Here is a 17,936-nt window from a genome sequence, read left to right on the forward strand (position 1 = left end):
GGATAGAAAATGCATCTGCTTCTCGCCCAGAAAGGCACGATCGCCGATGGCAACGAGGCGATCGATCTCGGGCAAAGCCCGGCCGACATCCTGTTCCTCTCGGCCGCCGACACCGAGCTTGCCTCGATTGCCGCAGCCCACGGACGGCGGGTGGGGGCGAGAACGCTGCGCATCGCTAGCCTGATGAATCTGATGCATCCGATGTCGGTCGACACCTATGTCGAGCGCACGGCGCGGCATGCGAAGCTCATCGTCGTGCGCCCGCTCGGCGGCGCCAGCTATTTCCGCTACGTGCTGGAGGCCCTGCATGCGGCGGCGGTGATGGGCAAGTTCCAGATCGCGGCGCTTCCCGGCGACGACAAGCCGGACCCGGGTCTCGACCCGTTTTCTACTGTGTCTGCGCAGGACCGCGAGCGCCTTTGGGCCTATTTGACCGAGGGGGGCGCCGACAATGCCGGGCTCTTCCTCGACTATGCCGAGGCGCTGATTGCCGACGGCGAGAAGCCGCAGCCGGCGCGGCCGCTTTTGAAGGCGGGCATCTGGTGGCCGGGCGAGGGTGTGATCGGTGTTGAGCGGTGGCGCGCGATAGCGAGCTTGCCGGGAACACCCCCCTCTGTCCTGCCGGCCATCTCCCCCACAAGGGGGGAGATTGACCCGCGGCCAAGCCCCGTTTCTCCCTCAAAAGCGACACCTGGGCAGCCCTCTAACCCAGTGCCCGTCGAAGGGCAGACGGTTGCCTCCGTGATCTCCCCCCTTGTGGGGGAGATGTCCGGCAGGACAGAGGGGGGTATGCCTCAAGCAGATGCCGGCAAACCCACTGCCGCCATCTGCTTTTACCGCGCCCTCGTACAAAGCGGCGAAACGAAACCCGTCGAGGCATTGATCGAGGCGCTTGCGGCTGAAGGCATGCGGGCGCTTCCGGTTTTCGTATCGAGCCTCAAGGATCAGGTCTCGATCGGCACGCTGCAGGCGATCTTCGCCGAATCCGCGCCGGACGTGGTGATGAACGCCACCGGCTTTGCGGTTTCCGCGCCCGGCGCCGATCGCCAGCCGACGGTGCTCGAATCGACCGGCGCGCCGGTGCTGCAGGTGATCTTTTCCGGTTCCTCGCGCGCGGCCTGGGAGGCTTCACCGCAAGGGCTGATGGCGCGTGATCTCGGCATGAACGTCGCGCTGCCCGAGGTGGACGGCCGCATTCTCTCCCGCGCCGTCTCGTTCAAGGCGGCATCCGTCTACGATCCGGCGGTGGAGGCCAACATCGTTGGGCACGAACCGCTTGCCGATCGCGTCCGCTTTGCCGCGCGGCTTGCCGCCAACTGGGCGAGGCTGCGCCGGGCGAGGCCTGAAGCGCGCCGTGTCGCCATTGTCATGGCCAATTATCCGAACCGCGACGGGCGCCTCGGCAACGGCGTCGGCCTCGACACGCCGGCCGGCACCATCGAGGTTCTGAAGGCGATGGCTGCGGAAGGCTATTCCGTCGGCGATCGTCCCGAGGATGGCGACGCGCTGATGCGTTTCCTGATGGCCGGGCCGACCAATGCGGCAGGCCGCGACCGCGAGATCCGCGAGGTCATTTCGCTCGCGCAGTACAAGAATTTCCTCGGCGTTCTTCCGCAGCAGATCCAGGAGGAGGTGACGGCGCGCTGGGGCGAGCCCGAAGCCGATCCGTTCTTCCTCGACGGCACCTTCGCGCTGCCGCTCGCGCGCTTCGGCGAGGTCCTCGTCGGCATCCAGCCGGCGCGCGGCTACAACATCGATCCGAAGGAAACCTATCACGCGCCGGACCTCGTTCCGCCGCACGGCTATCTCGCCTTCTATGCCTTCCTGCGGCAGGTCTTCAAAGCCGACGCGATCATCCACATGGGCAAGCACGGCAATCTCGAATGGCTGCCCGGCAAGGCACTGGCGCTTTCGGAGAATTGTTATCCCGAGGCGGTATTCGGCCCGACACCGCATCTTTACCCCTTCATCGTCAACGATCCGGGCGAGGGCACGCAGGCCAAGCGCCGCACCAGCGCAGTCATCATCGACCACTTGACGCCGCCTTTGACGCGGGCGGAGTCCTATGGGCCGCTCAAGGACCTGGAGGCACTAGTCGACGAATATTACGAAGCGGCGGGCGGCGACCCGCGGCGGCTCAGGCTGTTGAGCCGGCAGATCCTCGACCTCGTCCGCGACATCGGTCTTGATCACGATGCCGGGATTGAAAAAGCCGACAGCGACGACAAGGCGCTGGAAAAACTCGACGCATATCTCTGCGACTTGAAGGAGATGCAGATCCGCGACGGACTGCACATCTTCGGCGTCGCGCCGGAAGGGCGTTTGCTGACCGACCTCACTGTGGCATTGGCGCGGGTGCCGCGCGGCTTGGGCGAGGGCGGCGACCAGAGTTTGCAGCGGGCGATCGCGGCGGATCTGGGATTGGGGGCGTCGGCGCAGGTACCCCCCTCTGTCGTGCCGGACATCTCCCCCACAAGGGGGGAGATCAGGGAGGCTAGCGCTCGTACCTCGGCGGCGCCCTCGCATGAGGCGAAGTTAGCGGCCCAGCAACGCGGTGCGAATCTGGTGGCCCAGCATCCCCAGGTGCGTCCGGCGGGTGAAGCTGCATCTATTACCAACAGCGTTGAGGAACCGACCGGCAGCCGCCTGCCAATCTCCCCCTTTGTGGGGGAGATGCCCGGCAGGGCAGAGGGGGGTACGCCTCCGCAGTCCCAACCTTTCGACCCCCTCGATTGCGTTATGTCCGCCCCTTGGACCGGTCCGAAACCGAAGGTCCTCGCTTCTCTCTCGGATGCACCTTGGCGCACCGCCGGCGATACCGTCGAGCGCATCGAACTCCTCGCGGCGAAGCTGGTCTCTGGCGAGATCGCCTGTCCCGCTGACTGGCCGGCCACACGTGCCGTGCTCGACGAGATCGACACTCGCCTAAAACCCTCGATAGAAGGCTCCGGGGAGGCGGAAATCAAAGGCCTGCTCACCGGGCTCGACGGTCGATTCGTGGCCCCCGGGCCGTCCGGCGCACCGACGCGTGGCCGTCCCGACGTGCTGCCGACGGGCCGCAATTTCTATTCCGTCGACAGCCGCGCCGTACCGACGCCGGCGGCCTACGAGCTCGGTAAGAAATCCGCAGAGCTGCTCATCCGCCGCTATCTGCAGGACCATGGCGAATGGCCGTCGTCCTTCGGCCTTACAGCCTGGGGCACCTCCAACATGCGCACCGGTGGCGACGACATCGCCCAGGCGCTGGCGCTGATCGGCGCCAAGCCGGTCTGGGACATGACCTCGCGCCGCGTCACCGGCTACGAGATCGTGCCGCTGGCGGTGCTCGGTCGTCCGCGTGTCGACGTCACGCTCAGGATTTCCGGTTTCTTCCGTGACGCTTTCCCGGAGCAGATCGCTCTGTTCGACAAAGCGATCCGCGCCGTCGGGGCTTTGGAAGAGGATAACGCCGACAACATGATCGCCGCGCGCATGCGTGCCGAGACGAGGCGGCTCGAGGAGAAGGGTGTGGAGCCGAAGGATGCGGCGCGGCGCGCCTCCTATCGCGTCTTCGGTGCCAAGCCGGGTGCCTACGGGGCCGGCCTGCAGGCGCTGATCGACGAGAAAGGCTGGGACAAGCGCGGCGATCTTGCCGATGCCTACCTCACCTGGGGCGGCTATGCCTATGGCGCCGGCGAGGACGGCAAGGCGGAGCGCGGGCTTTTCGAGGAACGGCTGCGGTCGATCGAGGCCGTCGTGCAGAACCAGGACAACCGTGAGCACGACCTGCTCGACAGCGACGATTACTACCAGTTCGAGGGCGGCATGAGTGCGGCCGCCGAGCATTTGAGTGGCGCACGCCCCGCGATCTATCACAACGATCATTCGCGCCCGGAGAAGCCGGTGATCCGCTCACTGGAAGAGGAGATCGGCCGCGTCGTGCGCGCCCGCGTCGTCAACCCGAAATGGATCGATGGCATCATGCGCCACGGCTACAAGGGCGCGTTCGAGATCGCAGCGACGGTCGACTACATGTTTGCCTTCGCCGCAACCACCGGCGCTGTCCGCGACCACCATTTCGAGGCGGCCTACCACGCTTTCATCACCGACGAGACGGTCCTTGACTTCCTGCGCGACAAGAACCCGGCCGCGCTCGCCGAAATGTCGGAACGCTTCCTGGAGGCGATCGATCGCGGCCTCTGGAATCCGCGCTCCAACTCGGCGCGCTTTGAACTGAACAGTCTGTCCGGAGAGCCTGCCGCCCGTCGGCTGCGTACCGGAAACGAATAGGGAGAGATCACCATGAGCGACGAAACGGTAAACAGCGGCGAAGTTGCGCCGGAAAAGGACGAAGCCCGCCACGCCATGAAGATGGCGAAGAAGAAGACCGCGCGCGAAAAGATCATGGCGACGAAGACCGACAAAAAGGGTCTGATCATCGTCCACACCGGCAAGGGCAAGGGCAAGTCGACCGCCGGATTCGGCATGATCTTCCGCCACATCGCCCACGGCATGCCCTGCGCTGTCGTGCAGTTCATCAAGGGCGCCATGCACACTGGCGAGCGCGACCTGATCGAGAAGCATTTCGGTGACCTCTGCCAGTTTTACACGCTCGGTGAAGGCTTTACCTGGGAAACGCAGGACCGCGCCCGCGATGTGGCGATGGCCGAAAAGGCCTGGGAAAAGGCCAAGGAACTGATCCGCGACGAGCGCAACTCCATGGTGCTGCTCGACGAAATCAACATCGCTCTGCGCTATGATTACATCGATGTCGCTGAGGTCGTTCGCTTCCTGAAAGAAGAAAAGCCGCACATGACGCACGTCGTGCTGACCGGTCGCAACGCTAAGGAAGATCTGATCGAGATCGCCGATCTGGTGACCGAGATGGAACTCGTCAAACATCCCTTCCGGTCAGGTATCAAGGCGCAGAAGGGCGTCGAATTCTGATGGTTCAAAGTTGGCAGCCCTGCGGTGCGGCATCCGGCCGTGTTCGCCCGGATGAGCTGGCTCGGGCCGGCTTGTTCGCTGCGGGCGCGTTGCTGCTGACGGTGTTTTAGCGCGGCCGCAGAACCGTCACATCCCCAGCCAGATCCTAAGCGGATGCGTCGGGTCTGCAAGCAGCCGGGCCGCCAACGCGATTGAGGTGATGACGAGCAGCGGCTTGATGATCTTCGCGCCCTTCGCCATCGCGAAGCGCGAGCCGACCTGCGCGCCGAGGAACTGACCCGCGCCCATTACCAGGCCCACCTTCCAGAGCACCACGCCATAGGCAAGGAAAACGAAGAAGGCGCCGAGATTGGAGCCAAAGTTCAGGAACTTCGTGTGGGCGGTCGCCTTGATGATACCGAAGCCACCAAGCGTGACGAATCCGAGCATGAAGAAGGATCCGGTCCCGGGACCGAAGACGCCGTCATAAAAGCCGATGAGCGGCACGAAGCTGAGAGTGAAAGCGAGCTTCGAGATACGGTGATGCCTTTCGACCTCGCCAATGTTGGGCTTGCAGCCGAAATAGACAGCGATTGCGATCAGCAGGAAAGGCAGAACGGCCTTGAGCGCGTCGGCAGGAACGACGGTCGCGAGCAGGGCGCCTAAGATGGAGCCGAGCGCTGCCATTGCGGCCATCGGCAACTGCTCTTTCAGGCTCACATGGCCATGTCGCGCATAGGCGAGGCTCGCGGAACCGGAGCCGAAAAGCGACTGCAGCTTGTTGGTGCCGAGCGTTTCAAGCGGCGGAATGCCAGCGATCAGCATGGCGGGAATGGTGATCATTCCTCCGCCGCCGGCGATCGAATCGATGAATCCCGCGATGAAGGCGGCAGCGAAGAGGAAGAGCAGGATGTGAAGAGCGAGGTCGTGCACGGGAGGCTCAGGAGGCGGAGTGGCAGCAGAATTGCTTCTGCCTTGTGTCAGAGCCGGCGCGGAAATGCAAAGGGCGGACTGCGCGTTTTTGCACGAGCGGCCTGCGTTGGCGTTGATATGTGGACGGCGCCGATCAGTTTGATGAGCCAGGACAAGGTGTCCAAGACTTCCGATCAGTATCGAGGGTTCGGAATAGTTCCAGCGCCGCGTCGTGAATGACTCTTATAGCGCCGCGCGTCTAGTTGGCGCGTGGGTCGCTGTAGAACTTTGAATCTCTGCATGATTTTCTCCCCAAAACGAATCCGATTTAGGGAATCATGCAGTAGTCGATACACGCAGCGATTGCTGCGACGTTCGCGCTTGCGCCCCGGCACTCTGCGCCGATTGCGACACAGCGATGGCGTGATCTGGTTTGACCGGCTGGAAGGGCTCCGGTAAAAATGACAATCATGCGACGGCGTCTGCTTCAAGCGGACTGTAAGAGCGTCCGGTGCGGCCGACCCATACAGGGGGCCTGATCCGGTGCTGTCCAGACCGGTGCGGCTATCTGCCCAGGCCGGCGCTTCGTATGGACCGCCGACCGCTGCCCGTATCCGGAGGTTTCCGGAAGCTGCGCAGCAAATCACAGAGCAGCTTTGCGCATCGAGGCGGATGCGCGGCGCTGCGGGGGAGCCGCACAGCATATGCCTTCGGTCAATGGACCAATTGTCGCCAAGCTTGTACTCGGCCTCGGCTGCGAGCGGAACACGGCGCCCGAGGAAGTAATTGCACTTGCGGAGCAGGCGCTTGCCGAGGCTGGCGTGGACCGGGGTGATGTCGATTTGGTCGCCTCGCTCGATGCCCGTGCCGAGGAGCCGGCGATCCATGCCGCCGCCCGTCATTTGTCCGCGCCGGTTTGCTTCTTCGACGCCCCCACGCTGGAGGCGGAATCCGCGCGACTGCAGAACCCCTCGGACATCGTCTTTGCCCATACGGGGTGTCACGGCGTGGCGGAAGGCGCTGCGCTCACCGGGGCGGGCCCGGATGCGGTGCTGATCGTCCCGAAAATCCGTTCGGCCCGCGCGACAGCGGCAATCGCCGGTCCCGCGTGCGCAACCGGAGAGGCCGCGATCCGAACGAAGCGTGCGGGGGCCGCTTGATGGCTTCATCCGCTTGTCTGTATGTTTCGTTTAAAGAGCAGATTCAATGCTCTATCGTCGATTTCTATCAAAGTGAATTACCTGCCTGCCAGGTTGAATCAGGTCTGCTGTCCAGCGAGACCTCAAGGATTATGCCATGACGGATGCAATTTTCGCCGGTCTACCCGAACTCGAACCCGGTTCCGTCTGGCTGGTCGGGGCCGGGCCGGGCGATCCCGGGCTTTTGACGCTGCACGCTGCCAATGCGTTGCGCCAAGCCGACGTCATCGTCCATGATGCGCTTGTGAACGGCGATTGCCTGAAGCTTGCAAAGCCAGGTGCTGCCCTCGAATTTGCCGGAAAGCGCGGCGGCAAGCCTTCGCCGAAGCAGCGCGATATCTCGCTGCGCCTCGTCGAACTGGCGCGCGCTGGGAACCGCGTGCTCCGCCTCAAGGGCGGCGATCCTTTTGTCTTCGGCCGCGGCGGCGAGGAAGCCTTGACGCTCGTCGAGCATGGTATTCCGTTCCGCATCGTTCCCGGCATCACCGCCGGCATTGGTGGTCTTGCGTATGCCGGCATTCCGGTGACGCACCGCGAGGTCAACCATGCGGTCACATTCCTCACCGGGCATGATTCCTCGGGCGTCGTGCCGGACCGGATCAACTGGGAAGGCATTGCGAAGGGCTCGCCCGTGATCGTCATGTACATGGCGATGAAGCATATCGGCCAGATCGCCGCCAATCTTATCGCCGGTGGCCGATCGCCGGAGGAGCCGGTGGCCTTCGTCTGCAATGCCGCGACGCCTGAGCAGGTGGTTCTGGAGACGACCCTTTCGCGCGCCGAAGCCGATGTCGCGGCCTCCGGCCTCGAGCCGCCGGCAATCGTCGTCGTCGGCGAGGTCGTCCGGCTGCGCGCGGCTCTCGACTGGCTTGGCGCGCTCGATGGCCGCGTGCCGGCGGCGGATCCGTTCGCGAACCGTGTTCTCCGGGATCGCGCATGAGCGGTCTCCTGATTGCTGCCCCGAGTTCCGGCTCGGGCAAGACGACGGTGACGCTCGGGTTGATGCGGGCCTTGAAACGGCGCGGGATCCTCATCGCCCCCGGTAAGGCCGGGCCCGACTACATCGATCCGGCCTTCCACACCGCGGCAAGCGGTCAACCTTGCTTCAACTATGATCCCTGGGCGATGCGCCCCGAACTGCTTGTCGCCAATGCCGGGCGGGCGGTGGCCGGCGGTCGCACGCTTGTCGTCGAGGCGATGATGGGTCTCTACGACGGCGCCGCCGACGGCACGGGCGCGCCGGCCGATCTCGCCGCGACGCTTGGTCTCGCGGTGGTTCTCGTCGTCGATTGTGCCCGTCTATCCCATTCGGTTGCGGCGCTGGTACGCGGCTACGTGGATTACCGCGATGATATCCGCGTCGTCGGCGTCATCCTCAACAAGGTCGGCAGCGACCGCCACGAGATGATGCTGCGCGATGCGCTCGACCGGGCCGGCGTGCCGATTTTTGGCGTGCTTCGCCACGAGGGCACGCTGAAGCTGCCGGAGCGTCACCTGGGCCTGGTGCAGGCGGCCGAGCACGGAGGCCTGGAACCGTTCATCGACCATGCCGCCGACCTCGTCGAGGCGAATTGCGATCTCGAGGCGATCCTGGCTGCCGCAGCACCCTTGTTGCCAAAGCCGGCCAAGTCCGAAGCCACCACGCTGAAGCCGCTCGGCCAGCGAATCGCCATTGCCCGCGACGTCGCCTTCGCCTTCTGCTACGCGCACCTCGTTTCCGGTTGGCGCGGGCACGGTGCGGAAATTTCTTTCTTCTCGCCGCTCCACGACGAAGCGCCCGAAGGCGGCGTGGACGCGATCTATCTTCCCGGTGGCTATCCCGAGCTGCACGCCGAAAAGCTGGCTGGGGCGACGCAGTTCCGCCGCGGCTTGCAAAGCGCCGCGGAGGCGGGCGTGCGTATCTTCGGCGAGTGCGGCGGCTACATGACGCTCGGCGAAGGGCTTGTCGCCGCGGATGGCAGACGTTACCAAATGCTTGGCCTCTTGCCGCTGGTGACCAGTTTTGCCGAGCGCAAGCGGCATCTCGGCTACCGGCGCGTCGCGCCGCTCGACAACGCATTTTTCGATGGACCGATGACGGCGCACGAGTTCCACTATGCGACCATTGTATCCGAAGGGGCGGCCCAGCCGCTCTTCACGGTCCATGATGCTGCGGGCAACGATCTCGGCCAGGCCGGTCTCAGGCGCCGGAATGTCGCCGGCTCCTTCATCCATCTCATCGACCTCTCGGGCAGAAAATGACCGCTCCCATCCTTCATGGCGGCGGGGTTACCGAGGCCGCCGCGCGTTTCGGTGGTACGCCGGCCGAATGGCTCGATCTTTCGACCGGCATCAACCCATGCCCGGTTTCATTGCCGGAGATCGATCCCAGCGTCTGGCATCGCCTTCCGGACCGGCATGTCGAGGAGGCGGCGCGTCTTGCCGCGAGCCGCTACTATGGCACTGGTGACGCCATGCCCCTGCCGGTGCCCGGCACCCAGGCTGCGATCCAGTTGCTGCCGCGGCTTGTCGACGCCGGAAGACGTGTCGCCGTCTTCGCGCCGACCTATGGCGAATACGCTCGCGTGCTTTCCGCTGCAGGCTTTGAGGTCGATCCTGTCCGCCGCGCCGACGATCTTGCCGCCGCGCATGGTCTCGCGGTCGTCGTTAATCCCAACAACCCCACCGGGAGGCTCTTGTCCCCGGAGGAAATCCTTGCCATGGCGGGGACCATGAAAGCGCATGGCGGCTTGCTCGTGGTCGACGAGGCCTTTGGCGACCTCGAGCCGCATGCGAGCGTCGCGCGCTATGCAGCGACCTCCGACAATCTTGTTGTCTTCCGTTCCTTCGGCAAGTTCTTCGGCCTCGCAGGCCTGAGGCTCGGCTTCGTCATCGCTCGTGCGTCTGTGCTCGCGGCGTTCCGCGAATGGCTCGGTCCCTGGGCGGTTTCCGGCCCGGCGCTTGCCGTTTCGGCGAAACTCATGGAAGGAGACACCGAGGCAACCGCGAGAGGGATTGCCGCGCGCAAGGCCGGGCTCGATATGGTACTCAGTGCGGCCGGCCTGAAGATCGCGGGCGGCACGGGCCTTTTCACTCTGGTCGAGAACGAGCGGGCATGCGAACTTCACACCGCGCTTTGCGAAGCGCACGTCCTGACGCGCAAGTTCGACTACAACCCGCATTGGCTCAGGATCGGACTCACCCCGGATGAAAACGGCGATCGGCGCCTCGCCGAAGCTTTGCAGCGGACAGGTGTGTAATTGACCTTTGAAATTTTCCTCATCCTCGTTGTTGCACTGGTCATCGACCGTCTGATCGGCGATCCCGACTGGCTCTGGGAGCGCGTGACGCATCCGGTCGTCTTTTTCGGCAAGGGGATCGGACTATTCGATCAGGCGCTCAATCGCGGCAGCGCGGGACCGGCCGCCCTGAAGATGAGGGGGCTGGCGGTAATCCTGATTTTGCTGCTGGCAAGCATCGCAGTCGGCGTCGTCTTTCACCGCCTGTTCGATGTATTGGGCGCGGTTGGCTTCCTGCTGGAAGTCATCGTCGTTGCCGTCTTTCTTGCACAGAAGAGCCTCGCGGTTCACGTGATGCGCGTGGCGCAGGCCCTGCGTCAAGAGGGGCTTGAAGGCGGCAGATCGGCCGTGTCGATGATCGTCGGACGCGATCCGAAGACGCTCGACGAGCCGGGCGTCTGCCGGGCCGCCATCGAAAGCCTTGCGGAAAATTTCTCCGATGGCGTCGTCGCGCCCGCCCTCTGGTACGCAATCGCCGGGCTTCCGGGCCTGTTCGCCTACAAGATGCTGAATACGGCGGATTCGATGATTGGCCACAAGAGCCCGAAATATCTGCATTTCGGCTGGGCCTCGGCACGGCTGGACGACCTCGTCAACCTGCCGGCTGCGCGCCTTTCGATCCTGCTGGTTGCAGCCGGGGCCTATTTCAAGCAGGGTGCGGAAGCAGCGCGGGCGGCGATGGATGTCGCACGCCGCGACAACGGCCTCCATCGTTCGCCGAATTCCGGCTGGCCCGAGGCGGCGATGGCGGGGGCCCTGAATATCCAGCTTGCCGGGCCGCGGACCTATGGCGCCGTGAGGGTCGACGAGCCGATGATCAACGAGCCCGGCCGATCGATCGCGACGCCGGAGGATATCGATGACGCAGTTTCCGTTTTTTATGGCGCCTGCTTGGCGATGACGCTGGGCTTTGCTGTCGCCGCTCTGGTCGCGTCGCTGTTCTAGTCTAATTTCTTCTATTTCTCCGATCCCGTTTGTCCCAGGGTAGTGACTGCATGTGGAACGAGACATCCAGACCCAGGCCGCTCATCATCGCCCATCGCGCCGGCGCGGCTCTCGATGCGGAGAATACCATCGGCGCCCTCAATGCGGCCGCGGCGGCCGGCGCCGATGCCATCGAGACGGATGTCCGCAGAACAAGGGATGGAGCCCTTGTGTGCATGCACGACGCCGATCTTCGGCGGCTGTGCGGTGACATGCGTGCCGTGGCAGATCTCGACGTAGCGACACTCCGAAGCTTGGTGCCGGCGGTAATGACCTTAAGGGACGCCCTTTCTGCTTCCCATCCATTGGGCATTCTGCTCGACGTCAAGCTGGTGGAGGAACGGCACCTTCCGCAGATTATCGGCGAAATCGTGCTCATGGATGCGGTCGAGCGGACGCTGCTTGGATTGCGTGACATCGGGCTTATCGGCGCTGCGCAAGACATCATGGCGGATATCGCTGTTCTTGCTTTCCTGGAGAAGCCAGACTCTGCACCAGAGGCGCGGCGAGCGGGAGCAAGCTGGTTCAGACTATGGCAGGGTGATGCGACCGCCGAACGCGCCGCTGCCGTGCGTGACGCCGGCATGCGTCTTGCCGTGATGGTTGGTCAACCGCGGACGATCCCCCGTGCCGAGTACCCGCAGTTTCCTGTCGGTCAGGTCGATCGGCAAGGTCTGGAAAGGCTGCGACCGATAGAACCGGACGCAATTCTTCTCGATGATCCGCGTTTGGCAGGCGTCTACAGATAGCGGGCTGACTGCGATCCCGACGGCCTTTCGACGATCGAGGCTGGCGTCTTCAAGCTCACGGCACGGGGCCGGCCCTTCGCCCGCTCGGTTGCTGCCGTCTTCGACGCCCACCGTTCGAACGGGCGCGGGCGCCACTCGGTCGCCGTTTAGCAACACCGCTTTTTGAATCGCCGCAGCAATCGCCACGGCAAAAGCCAAGAGGCATTGGCTTTTGCCGTGCATTTTTCTATAGGGATCGCCAAGACTCGATTTTCAAGAGGTATGCGCGTGACAGCAACATTCGACAAGGTCGCCGATATTATTGCGGAAACCAGCGAGATCGATCGTGAGACGATCAAGCCGGAAAGCCACACGATCGATGATCTCGGCATTGACAGCCTGGACTTCCTCGACATCGTTTTTGCGATCGACAAGGAATTCGGGATCAAGATCCCGCTCGAGCAATGGACCCAGGAAGTCAACGAAGGCAAGGTGTCGACCGAGGAATATTTCGTGCTGAAGAACCTCTGTGCGAAGATCGACGAACTTCGGGCCGCTAAAGCGGTATGAGGGAAAGTGTGAAGCGGTTTTCTGCCCGCATCCCGCTTTACTTTGTTGGAATCGATCACGTTTATGATTTTGGTTTTTCAAACCAAAATCACGTGATCTAGGGCCTGCTTGACCTTCCGCTGACGCGGTTCGACCTGTTTCACGATGCCGCCTGTCGCCTCCTGCGCTTGACAGGCGGCATCGGCGTTTTTACTTCAGCCCGAAACCAGACGGGGATCAGCCTTAATGCTCCTTGAATACTTCCAGATGATCGACCGCGTCGAAACGGTGGATATTGCGGCGGGCCGCCTGACGGCACGGTCCGTCGTTCCGGAAAAGAGCCCCGTGTTCGAGGGGCATTTCCCGGGCTATCCCTTGGTTCCGGGCGTGCTCCTGATCGAGACCATGGCGCAGGCCTCGGGCTTCCTCGTGCTGGCCGCGACGAAATTTGCGGCGATGCCCTTCCTGATGTCGGTCGACGGCGCCAAGATGCGCACCTTCGTAGAGCCTTCCACCGAGCTTGAGATCGAGGCGTTGCTGGAGCATGAAGGGTCCGGCTTTGCCGTGACCAAGGCGAAGATCACCTCGGGCGGCAAGAAGATATGCGACGCCCAGCTGAAACTGAGGACGATGCCGTTCGACCAGGTGCCGCTCGGCGATATCGTTCGCAAGCGCGCCGAGGAGCTTGGACTGTTGGCCGCGACGGCCGGTTCGGAGAAGTGAAGATGACGAAATCCGCAAACGACGTGGTGATCACCGGCGTCGGCATCGTGACGAGCCAGGGCGTCGGCGTCGAGCCGCATGTCGCGCTCTTGAGCGCCGTCGAACCGCCGAAAGTGCGCATCGAGACCGAACGCTTCGCGCCCTATCCGGTGCATCCGCTGCCGGAAATCGACTGGTCCCAGCAGATCGCCAAGCGCGGCGACCAGCGGCAGATGGAAAACTGGCAGCGCCTCGGCGTCTTCGCCGCGGGCCTCGCGCTCGACGACGCAGGGCTCAAGGACAATCTCGAAGCCTGCGGCAGCATGGACATGATCGTTGCGGCCGGCGGCGGCGAGCGCGACATCAACGTCGATTCGCTGATCGTCGACGAGGGACTAAAGCGCAACGACCGCGAGCAGCTCCTGAACGAGAAGCTGACGACGGAACTGCGTCCAACGCTCTTTCTGGCCCAGCTTTCCAACCTGCTCGCCGGCAATATTTCCATCGTTCACAAGGTGACTGGCTCTTCGCGCACTTTCATGGGGGAGGAGGCCGCCGGCATTTCGGCCTTCGAAACCGCGTTTGCGCGCATCAAGGCCGGCCAGTCGACCCATACGCTCGTCGGCGGCGCTTTTTCGGCCGAGCGGATGGACATCATCCTTCTGATCGAAGCCATCCAGGGCTGTGCGCTTGGCGATTGGTGTCCGATTTGGTCGCGCAAGCCGGAGCACGGCGGCGGCTTGATCTTCGGTTCGGTCGGCGCCTTCCTCGTGCTCGAATCGCGCCAATATGCGGAAGCGCGCGGCGCCCGCATCTACGCCTCGATCGAGGCGGTGGGTGGCGATCGCGGCAGCCGTCAGGACGGCCGGCTCGAGGCACGTCTTGCTGATCTCACGGCACCGGCCGCCGCGTTCGAGCCGCAGTCGAGCGTCGTCTTTTCCGGCACCAGCGGCTTCCACGATCTCGCCCGGCGCGAGAGGGCCTTTCTTGAAACGGAACTCGCCGGACGACCGATCCGCGCTTACGGCGGGCTCGTCGGGCATGGCATCGAGGCACAGTTTCCGGTGGGCCTGGCGCTCGCAGCGCTCTCGCTCGGCCACGCCACCAAGGTCCCGCCCTTCGATCCCGATGCCGAGGCGGTTATGACGGCACCGGCCAAGACGGCAATCGTGACGACCATCGGCCACGCCCGCGGCGAAGGCGTCGCCGTGCTTTCAGCGGAATAAGGGGGCTCGAACCATGAGCAAGGCATATACGGATCATCTCGGCCGCCCGATCGTCGCCGTTACCGGCATGGGCGTCATCACCTCGCTCGGCCAGGGTCTCGAAGACAACTGGGCGGCGCTTTCCGGCGGCGTTTCCGGCATCCACAAGATCACCCGTTTCCCGACCGAAGGCCTTTCGACGCGCATCAGCGGCACCGTCGATTTCATCGAACTGCCGGGCGAGAATGCGGTTGAGCGCTCCTATGCGATGGCACGCGAAACGACGCTGGAGGCCCTGGCGCAGGCCGGCCTTTCCGGCGATTTCAATGGTCCGCTGTTCCTCGCTGCTCCGCCGATCGAACCGGAGTGGAGCGCGCGCTTTGAGCTTGCCGACCGTTCGCCGCCATCGGAGCGGCCGGGCGATGCCTATAACCGCTTTCTCGCTGCTATGCGGCAGAAGGCGGATCCTGTGTTTCACGAGGCTGTGCTTTTCGGTTCGATCTCGGAGCGCCTTGCCGACCGTTTCGGCACGCGCGGCCTGCCGGTCACGCTTTCGACGGCTTGCGCTTCCGGTGCGACCGCGATCCAGCTCGGTGTCGAGGCGATCCGCCAGGGACGCACCGATCGCGCCTTGACGGTCGCAACCGACGGCTCGGTCAGTGCCGAGGCGTTGATCCGCTTCTCGCTGCTCTCCGCGCTCTCGACCCAGAACGACCCGCCAGAGAAGGCATCGAAACCCTTCACCAAGGACCGCGACGGCTTCGTCATCGCAGAAGGTGCTGCGACGCTGGTGCTTGAATCGTTGGAAGCGGCGATTGCCCGCGGTGCACGCGTCTATGGAATTCTCAAGGGCTGCGGCGAAAAGGCCGACCTCTTCCACCGCACGCGCTCGTCTCCGGATGGCGGCCCGGCGATCGCGACGATCCGCGCCGCACTCGAGGACGCCGGCATCGACGAGGGCGGCATCGGCTACATCAATGCCCACGGCACCTCGACGCCGGAGAACGACAAGATGGAATATCTGTCGATGTCGTCCGTCTTCGGCGAGCGCCTACCGTCGATTCCGGTTTCGTCCAACAAGTCGATGATCGGCCACACGCTCACGGCCGCCGGTGCGGTCGAGGCGGTCTTCTCGCTCCAAACGATGCTGACCGGCACGCTGCCACCGACCATCAACTACCAGAATCCCGACCCGGCGATCGTTCTCGACGTCGTGCCGAACGTGAAGCGCAGCCAGCAGGTCACTGCCGTGCTGTCGAACTCCTTCGGCTTCGGCGGTCAGAACGCCAGCCTTGTCATGACCGCCGAGCCGGCGTAAGCCCGCCGTCAACGAAACAGAGCGGGATGAGGAAAAGTGTGAGCGGTTTCCGCCCACATCCCGCCCGAGACATTTAGAATCGATGCCGCCTTCGGCGAAGGAAAGACCATGCGCGCCCTGCAACTGCTCGATGACCGCAAGCTTGAAATCACCGACCTTCCGGAACCGGAAGCGCCGGGTCCCGGTGAGGTCACGCTGCGCGTCAAGGCCGTCGCGCTCAACCATATCGACGTCTGGGGCTGGCGCGGCATGGCCTTTGCCAAGCGCAAGATGCCGCTGGTAATCGGCGCGGAAGCATCCGGCGTGGTCGAGAGCATCGGCCCCGGCGTTGCCAATGTCCTGCCCGGACAGCTCGTTTCGATCTACGGCGCGCGCACCTGCGGGCTCTGCCGCCCCTGCCGCGAGGGTCGCGACAATCTCTGCGAACATGTGGGCGGCGTGCACGGCTTCCACCTCGACGGTTTCGCGCAAGAACTGGTGAACCTTCCGGCCCGCCTGCTCGTTCCAGCGCCTCCGGGCGTTGACGCCGTCGGTGCTGCGCTGGCGCCTGTCACCTTCGGCACGGTCGAACACATGCTCTTCGACAACGCCAAGCTCGAACCCGGCGAAACGATCCTCGTCCATGCCGGCGGCTCCGGCATCGGCACGGCGGCGATCCAGCTTGCAAAGAAGATCGGCTGCACGGTGATCACGACCGTCGGCTCGGACGACAAGATCGAGAGGGCAAAGGCGCTCGGCGCCGATCATGTGATCAACTACCGCACCGACCGCTTCGAGGGCGTGGTGCGCAAACTCACCAGGAAGAAGGGCGTCGACGTCGTCTTCGAACATGTCGGCAAGGACACCTGGGCGGGCTCGATGCTGTCGATGAAACGGGGAGGGCGTCTCGTCACCTGCGGCTCGACATCCGGCGTATCGACCGACATGAACCTGATGATGCTCTTCCAGCAGCAGTTGAAGCTGCTCGGCTCCTTCGGCTGCCGCATGGAAAACATGGCGAACGCGATGCAGAAGATGGGCCGCGGCCTCGTGCATCCGGTGATCGATACGGAAGTCGGCTTCAACGATATCGACCGCGCGCTGGAGCGGATGGAAACGCGACAGGTCTTCGGCAAGATCATCCTTCGGATGGACTGAACATCGTGCGGATGCTGATCACGCGGCTGGTGCTGGCCGCCAACCATTTTCGGCAATGGCTGATTGCGCAGCTCGTATTCCTGCTGCTGACGGTGCTTAAGCTCTTTCCGGCAGACGCGGCGATCAACTTCATGGACCGCTTCGCCCGCTGGATCGGCCCAAAGACCGGGCGCTACAAGCTGACGCTCACCAATCTGCGCAACGCCTTTCCGGAAAAGAGCGAGGCGGAACTCGAAGAGATCGCGCTCGACAGCTGGGGCAATATGGGCCGCATGGCGGCGGAATACGTCTTCCTTGATCAGCTCTTCGATTTCGATCCCCATCGGTCGGAGCCGGGTAGGGTGGAGGTGTCGGGCATTCCGCTGTTTCTGGACCTGCGCGACAATCCGCGGCCCTTCATCGTCTTCACGGCCCACAGCGGCAATTTCGAGATGCTGCCCGTCGCGGGCTCAGCCTTCGGTCTCGACGTCACGGTCCTCTTCCGCCCGCCGAACAATCCCTACATGGCCGATAAGGTCTTCGAGTTCCGCAAGGCGCGGATGGGCAATCTCGTGCCGTCCCATGCCGGTTCTTCCTTCGCGCTTGCCCGTCAGTTGGAGCGCGGCGGCGGTGTCGGCGTTCTTGTCGACCAGAAGTTCCGCAAGGGATTGAAGACAAAATTTTTCGGCCGGGACGTGCAGACCAACCCGCTGCTTGCCAAGCTCGTGCGCCAGTTTAATTGCGAAGTCTATCCCGCCCGCTGCATCCGCCTGCCTGGCGGACGCTTCCGGTTGGAGCTCGAACCGGCGATTACGATCCCGCGCAGGACGGACGGCAGCGTCGACGTCAACGCGACGGCGCAGATGCTGAACGACAAGGTCGAGAGCTGGGTCCGTGAATATCCGGGCCAGTGGCTCTGGTATCACGATCGCTGGAACATCAAGCGCAGTCTTTAGAGCAATTCCAGGAAACGTGCGTCACGGTGTCACCCGCCGCGGAGCGTCGCTTGCGACTTGGCCAGCAGCGGCTCGAACTGGGCC

General features: G+C 63.8%; 15 protein-coding genes. 14 read left to right on the top strand and 1 reads right to left on the bottom strand.

Features of this window, described 5'->3' with window-relative positions:
* Window positions 1-9 precede the first annotated feature (9 nt).
* Together cobN and cobO are read left to right on the top strand one after the other, a co-directional pair.
* On the top strand, window positions 10-4,269 hold the full coding sequence (cobN, locus tag PZN02_RS15720; protein ID WP_280658882.1) for a cobaltochelatase subunit CobN: 4,260 nt from the start codon (window positions 10-12) through the stop codon (window positions 4,267-4,269).
* A gap of 12 nt (window positions 4,270-4,281) precedes the next feature.
* A complete protein-coding gene (gene cobO / locus PZN02_RS15725; protein WP_280658883.1) occupies window positions 4,282-4,926 on the top strand; it encodes a cob(I)yrinic acid a,c-diamide adenosyltransferase in 645 nt (214 codons plus the stop codon).
* Between the two features lie 126 nt (window positions 4,927-5,052).
* On the opposite strand, the gene PZN02_RS15730 is transcribed toward cobO, so the two are convergent.
* Complete coding sequence (locus PZN02_RS15730) at window positions 5,053-5,838, bottom strand: TSUP family transporter (RefSeq protein ID WP_280658884.1); 786 nt, start codon at window positions 5,836-5,838, stop codon at window positions 5,053-5,055.
* Window positions 5,839-6,521: 683 nt separating this feature from the next.
* Between PZN02_RS15730 and PZN02_RS15735 the strand changes: the two genes are divergently transcribed.
* The 12 genes from PZN02_RS15735 (at window position 6,522) to PZN02_RS15790 (ending at window position 17,852) form a co-directional block, all read left to right on the top strand.
* A complete protein-coding gene (locus PZN02_RS15735; RefSeq protein ID WP_280658886.1) occupies window positions 6,522-6,977 on the top strand; it encodes a cobalamin biosynthesis protein in 456 nt (151 codons plus the stop codon).
* Between the two features lie 136 nt (window positions 6,978-7,113).
* Window positions 7,114-7,956, top strand: a complete 843-nt coding sequence (cobA, locus tag PZN02_RS15740) for a uroporphyrinogen-III C-methyltransferase (RefSeq protein WP_280658887.1) — start codon at window positions 7,114-7,116, stop codon at window positions 7,954-7,956.
* The gene (locus PZN02_RS15745) at window positions 7,953-9,257 is read left to right on the top strand and encodes a cobyrinic acid a,c-diamide synthase CobB (protein ID WP_280658888.1); all 1,305 of its coding nucleotides are present in this window, start codon (window positions 7,953-7,955) and stop codon (window positions 9,255-9,257) included. The genes cobA and PZN02_RS15745 overlap by 4 nt, the downstream gene beginning before the upstream one ends.
* Window positions 9,254-10,255, top strand: coding sequence for a threonine-phosphate decarboxylase CobD (gene cobD, locus PZN02_RS15750; RefSeq protein ID WP_280658889.1), 1,002 nt, complete (start codon window positions 9,254-9,256; stop codon window positions 10,253-10,255). The genes PZN02_RS15745 and cobD overlap by 4 nt, the downstream gene beginning before the upstream one ends.
* Entirely contained in the window at window positions 10,256-11,239 is a 984-nt protein-coding gene (gene cbiB, locus PZN02_RS15755; protein ID WP_280658890.1) for an adenosylcobinamide-phosphate synthase CbiB, read from the top strand.
* Window positions 11,240-11,289: 50 nt separating this feature from the next.
* Window positions 11,290-12,027 (top strand): glycerophosphodiester phosphodiesterase, encoded by a 738-nt coding sequence (locus PZN02_RS15760; RefSeq protein ID WP_280658891.1) that lies wholly within the window; start codon window positions 11,290-11,292, stop codon window positions 12,025-12,027.
* A 261-nt stretch (window positions 12,028-12,288) separates the two neighbouring features.
* Complete coding sequence (locus PZN02_RS15765) at window positions 12,289-12,576, top strand: acyl carrier protein (RefSeq protein WP_280658892.1); 288 nt, start codon at window positions 12,289-12,291, stop codon at window positions 12,574-12,576.
* A gap of 225 nt (window positions 12,577-12,801) precedes the next feature.
* Window positions 12,802-13,278 carry a 3-hydroxyacyl-ACP dehydratase FabZ family protein gene (locus PZN02_RS15770; protein WP_280658893.1) on the top strand — a complete coding sequence of 159 codons (477 nt, stop codon included), beginning with the start codon at window positions 12,802-12,804 and terminating at the stop codon, window positions 13,276-13,278.
* Window positions 13,279-13,280: 2 nt separating this feature from the next.
* The gene (locus tag PZN02_RS15775) at window positions 13,281-14,483 is read left to right on the top strand and encodes a beta-ketoacyl-ACP synthase (RefSeq protein WP_280658894.1); all 1,203 of its coding nucleotides are present in this window, start codon (window positions 13,281-13,283) and stop codon (window positions 14,481-14,483) included.
* Between the two features lie 13 nt (window positions 14,484-14,496).
* Window positions 14,497-15,780, top strand: a complete 1,284-nt coding sequence (locus tag PZN02_RS15780) for a beta-ketoacyl-ACP synthase (RefSeq protein WP_280658895.1) — start codon at window positions 14,497-14,499, stop codon at window positions 15,778-15,780.
* A gap of 108 nt (window positions 15,781-15,888) precedes the next feature.
* Window positions 15,889-16,917 (top strand): zinc-binding dehydrogenase, encoded by a 1,029-nt coding sequence (locus PZN02_RS15785; RefSeq protein ID WP_280658896.1) that lies wholly within the window; start codon window positions 15,889-15,891, stop codon window positions 16,915-16,917.
* Window positions 16,918-16,928: 11 nt separating this feature from the next.
* Entirely contained in the window at window positions 16,929-17,852 is a 924-nt protein-coding gene (locus PZN02_RS15790) for a lipid A biosynthesis lauroyl acyltransferase (protein ID WP_280661518.1), read from the top strand.
* Window positions 17,853-17,936 lie beyond the last annotated feature (84 nt).

Source organism: Sinorhizobium garamanticum, from assembly GCF_029892065.1.
In the GTDB taxonomy this organism is placed as follows: Bacteria; Pseudomonadota; Alphaproteobacteria; order Rhizobiales; family Rhizobiaceae; genus Sinorhizobium; species Sinorhizobium garamanticum.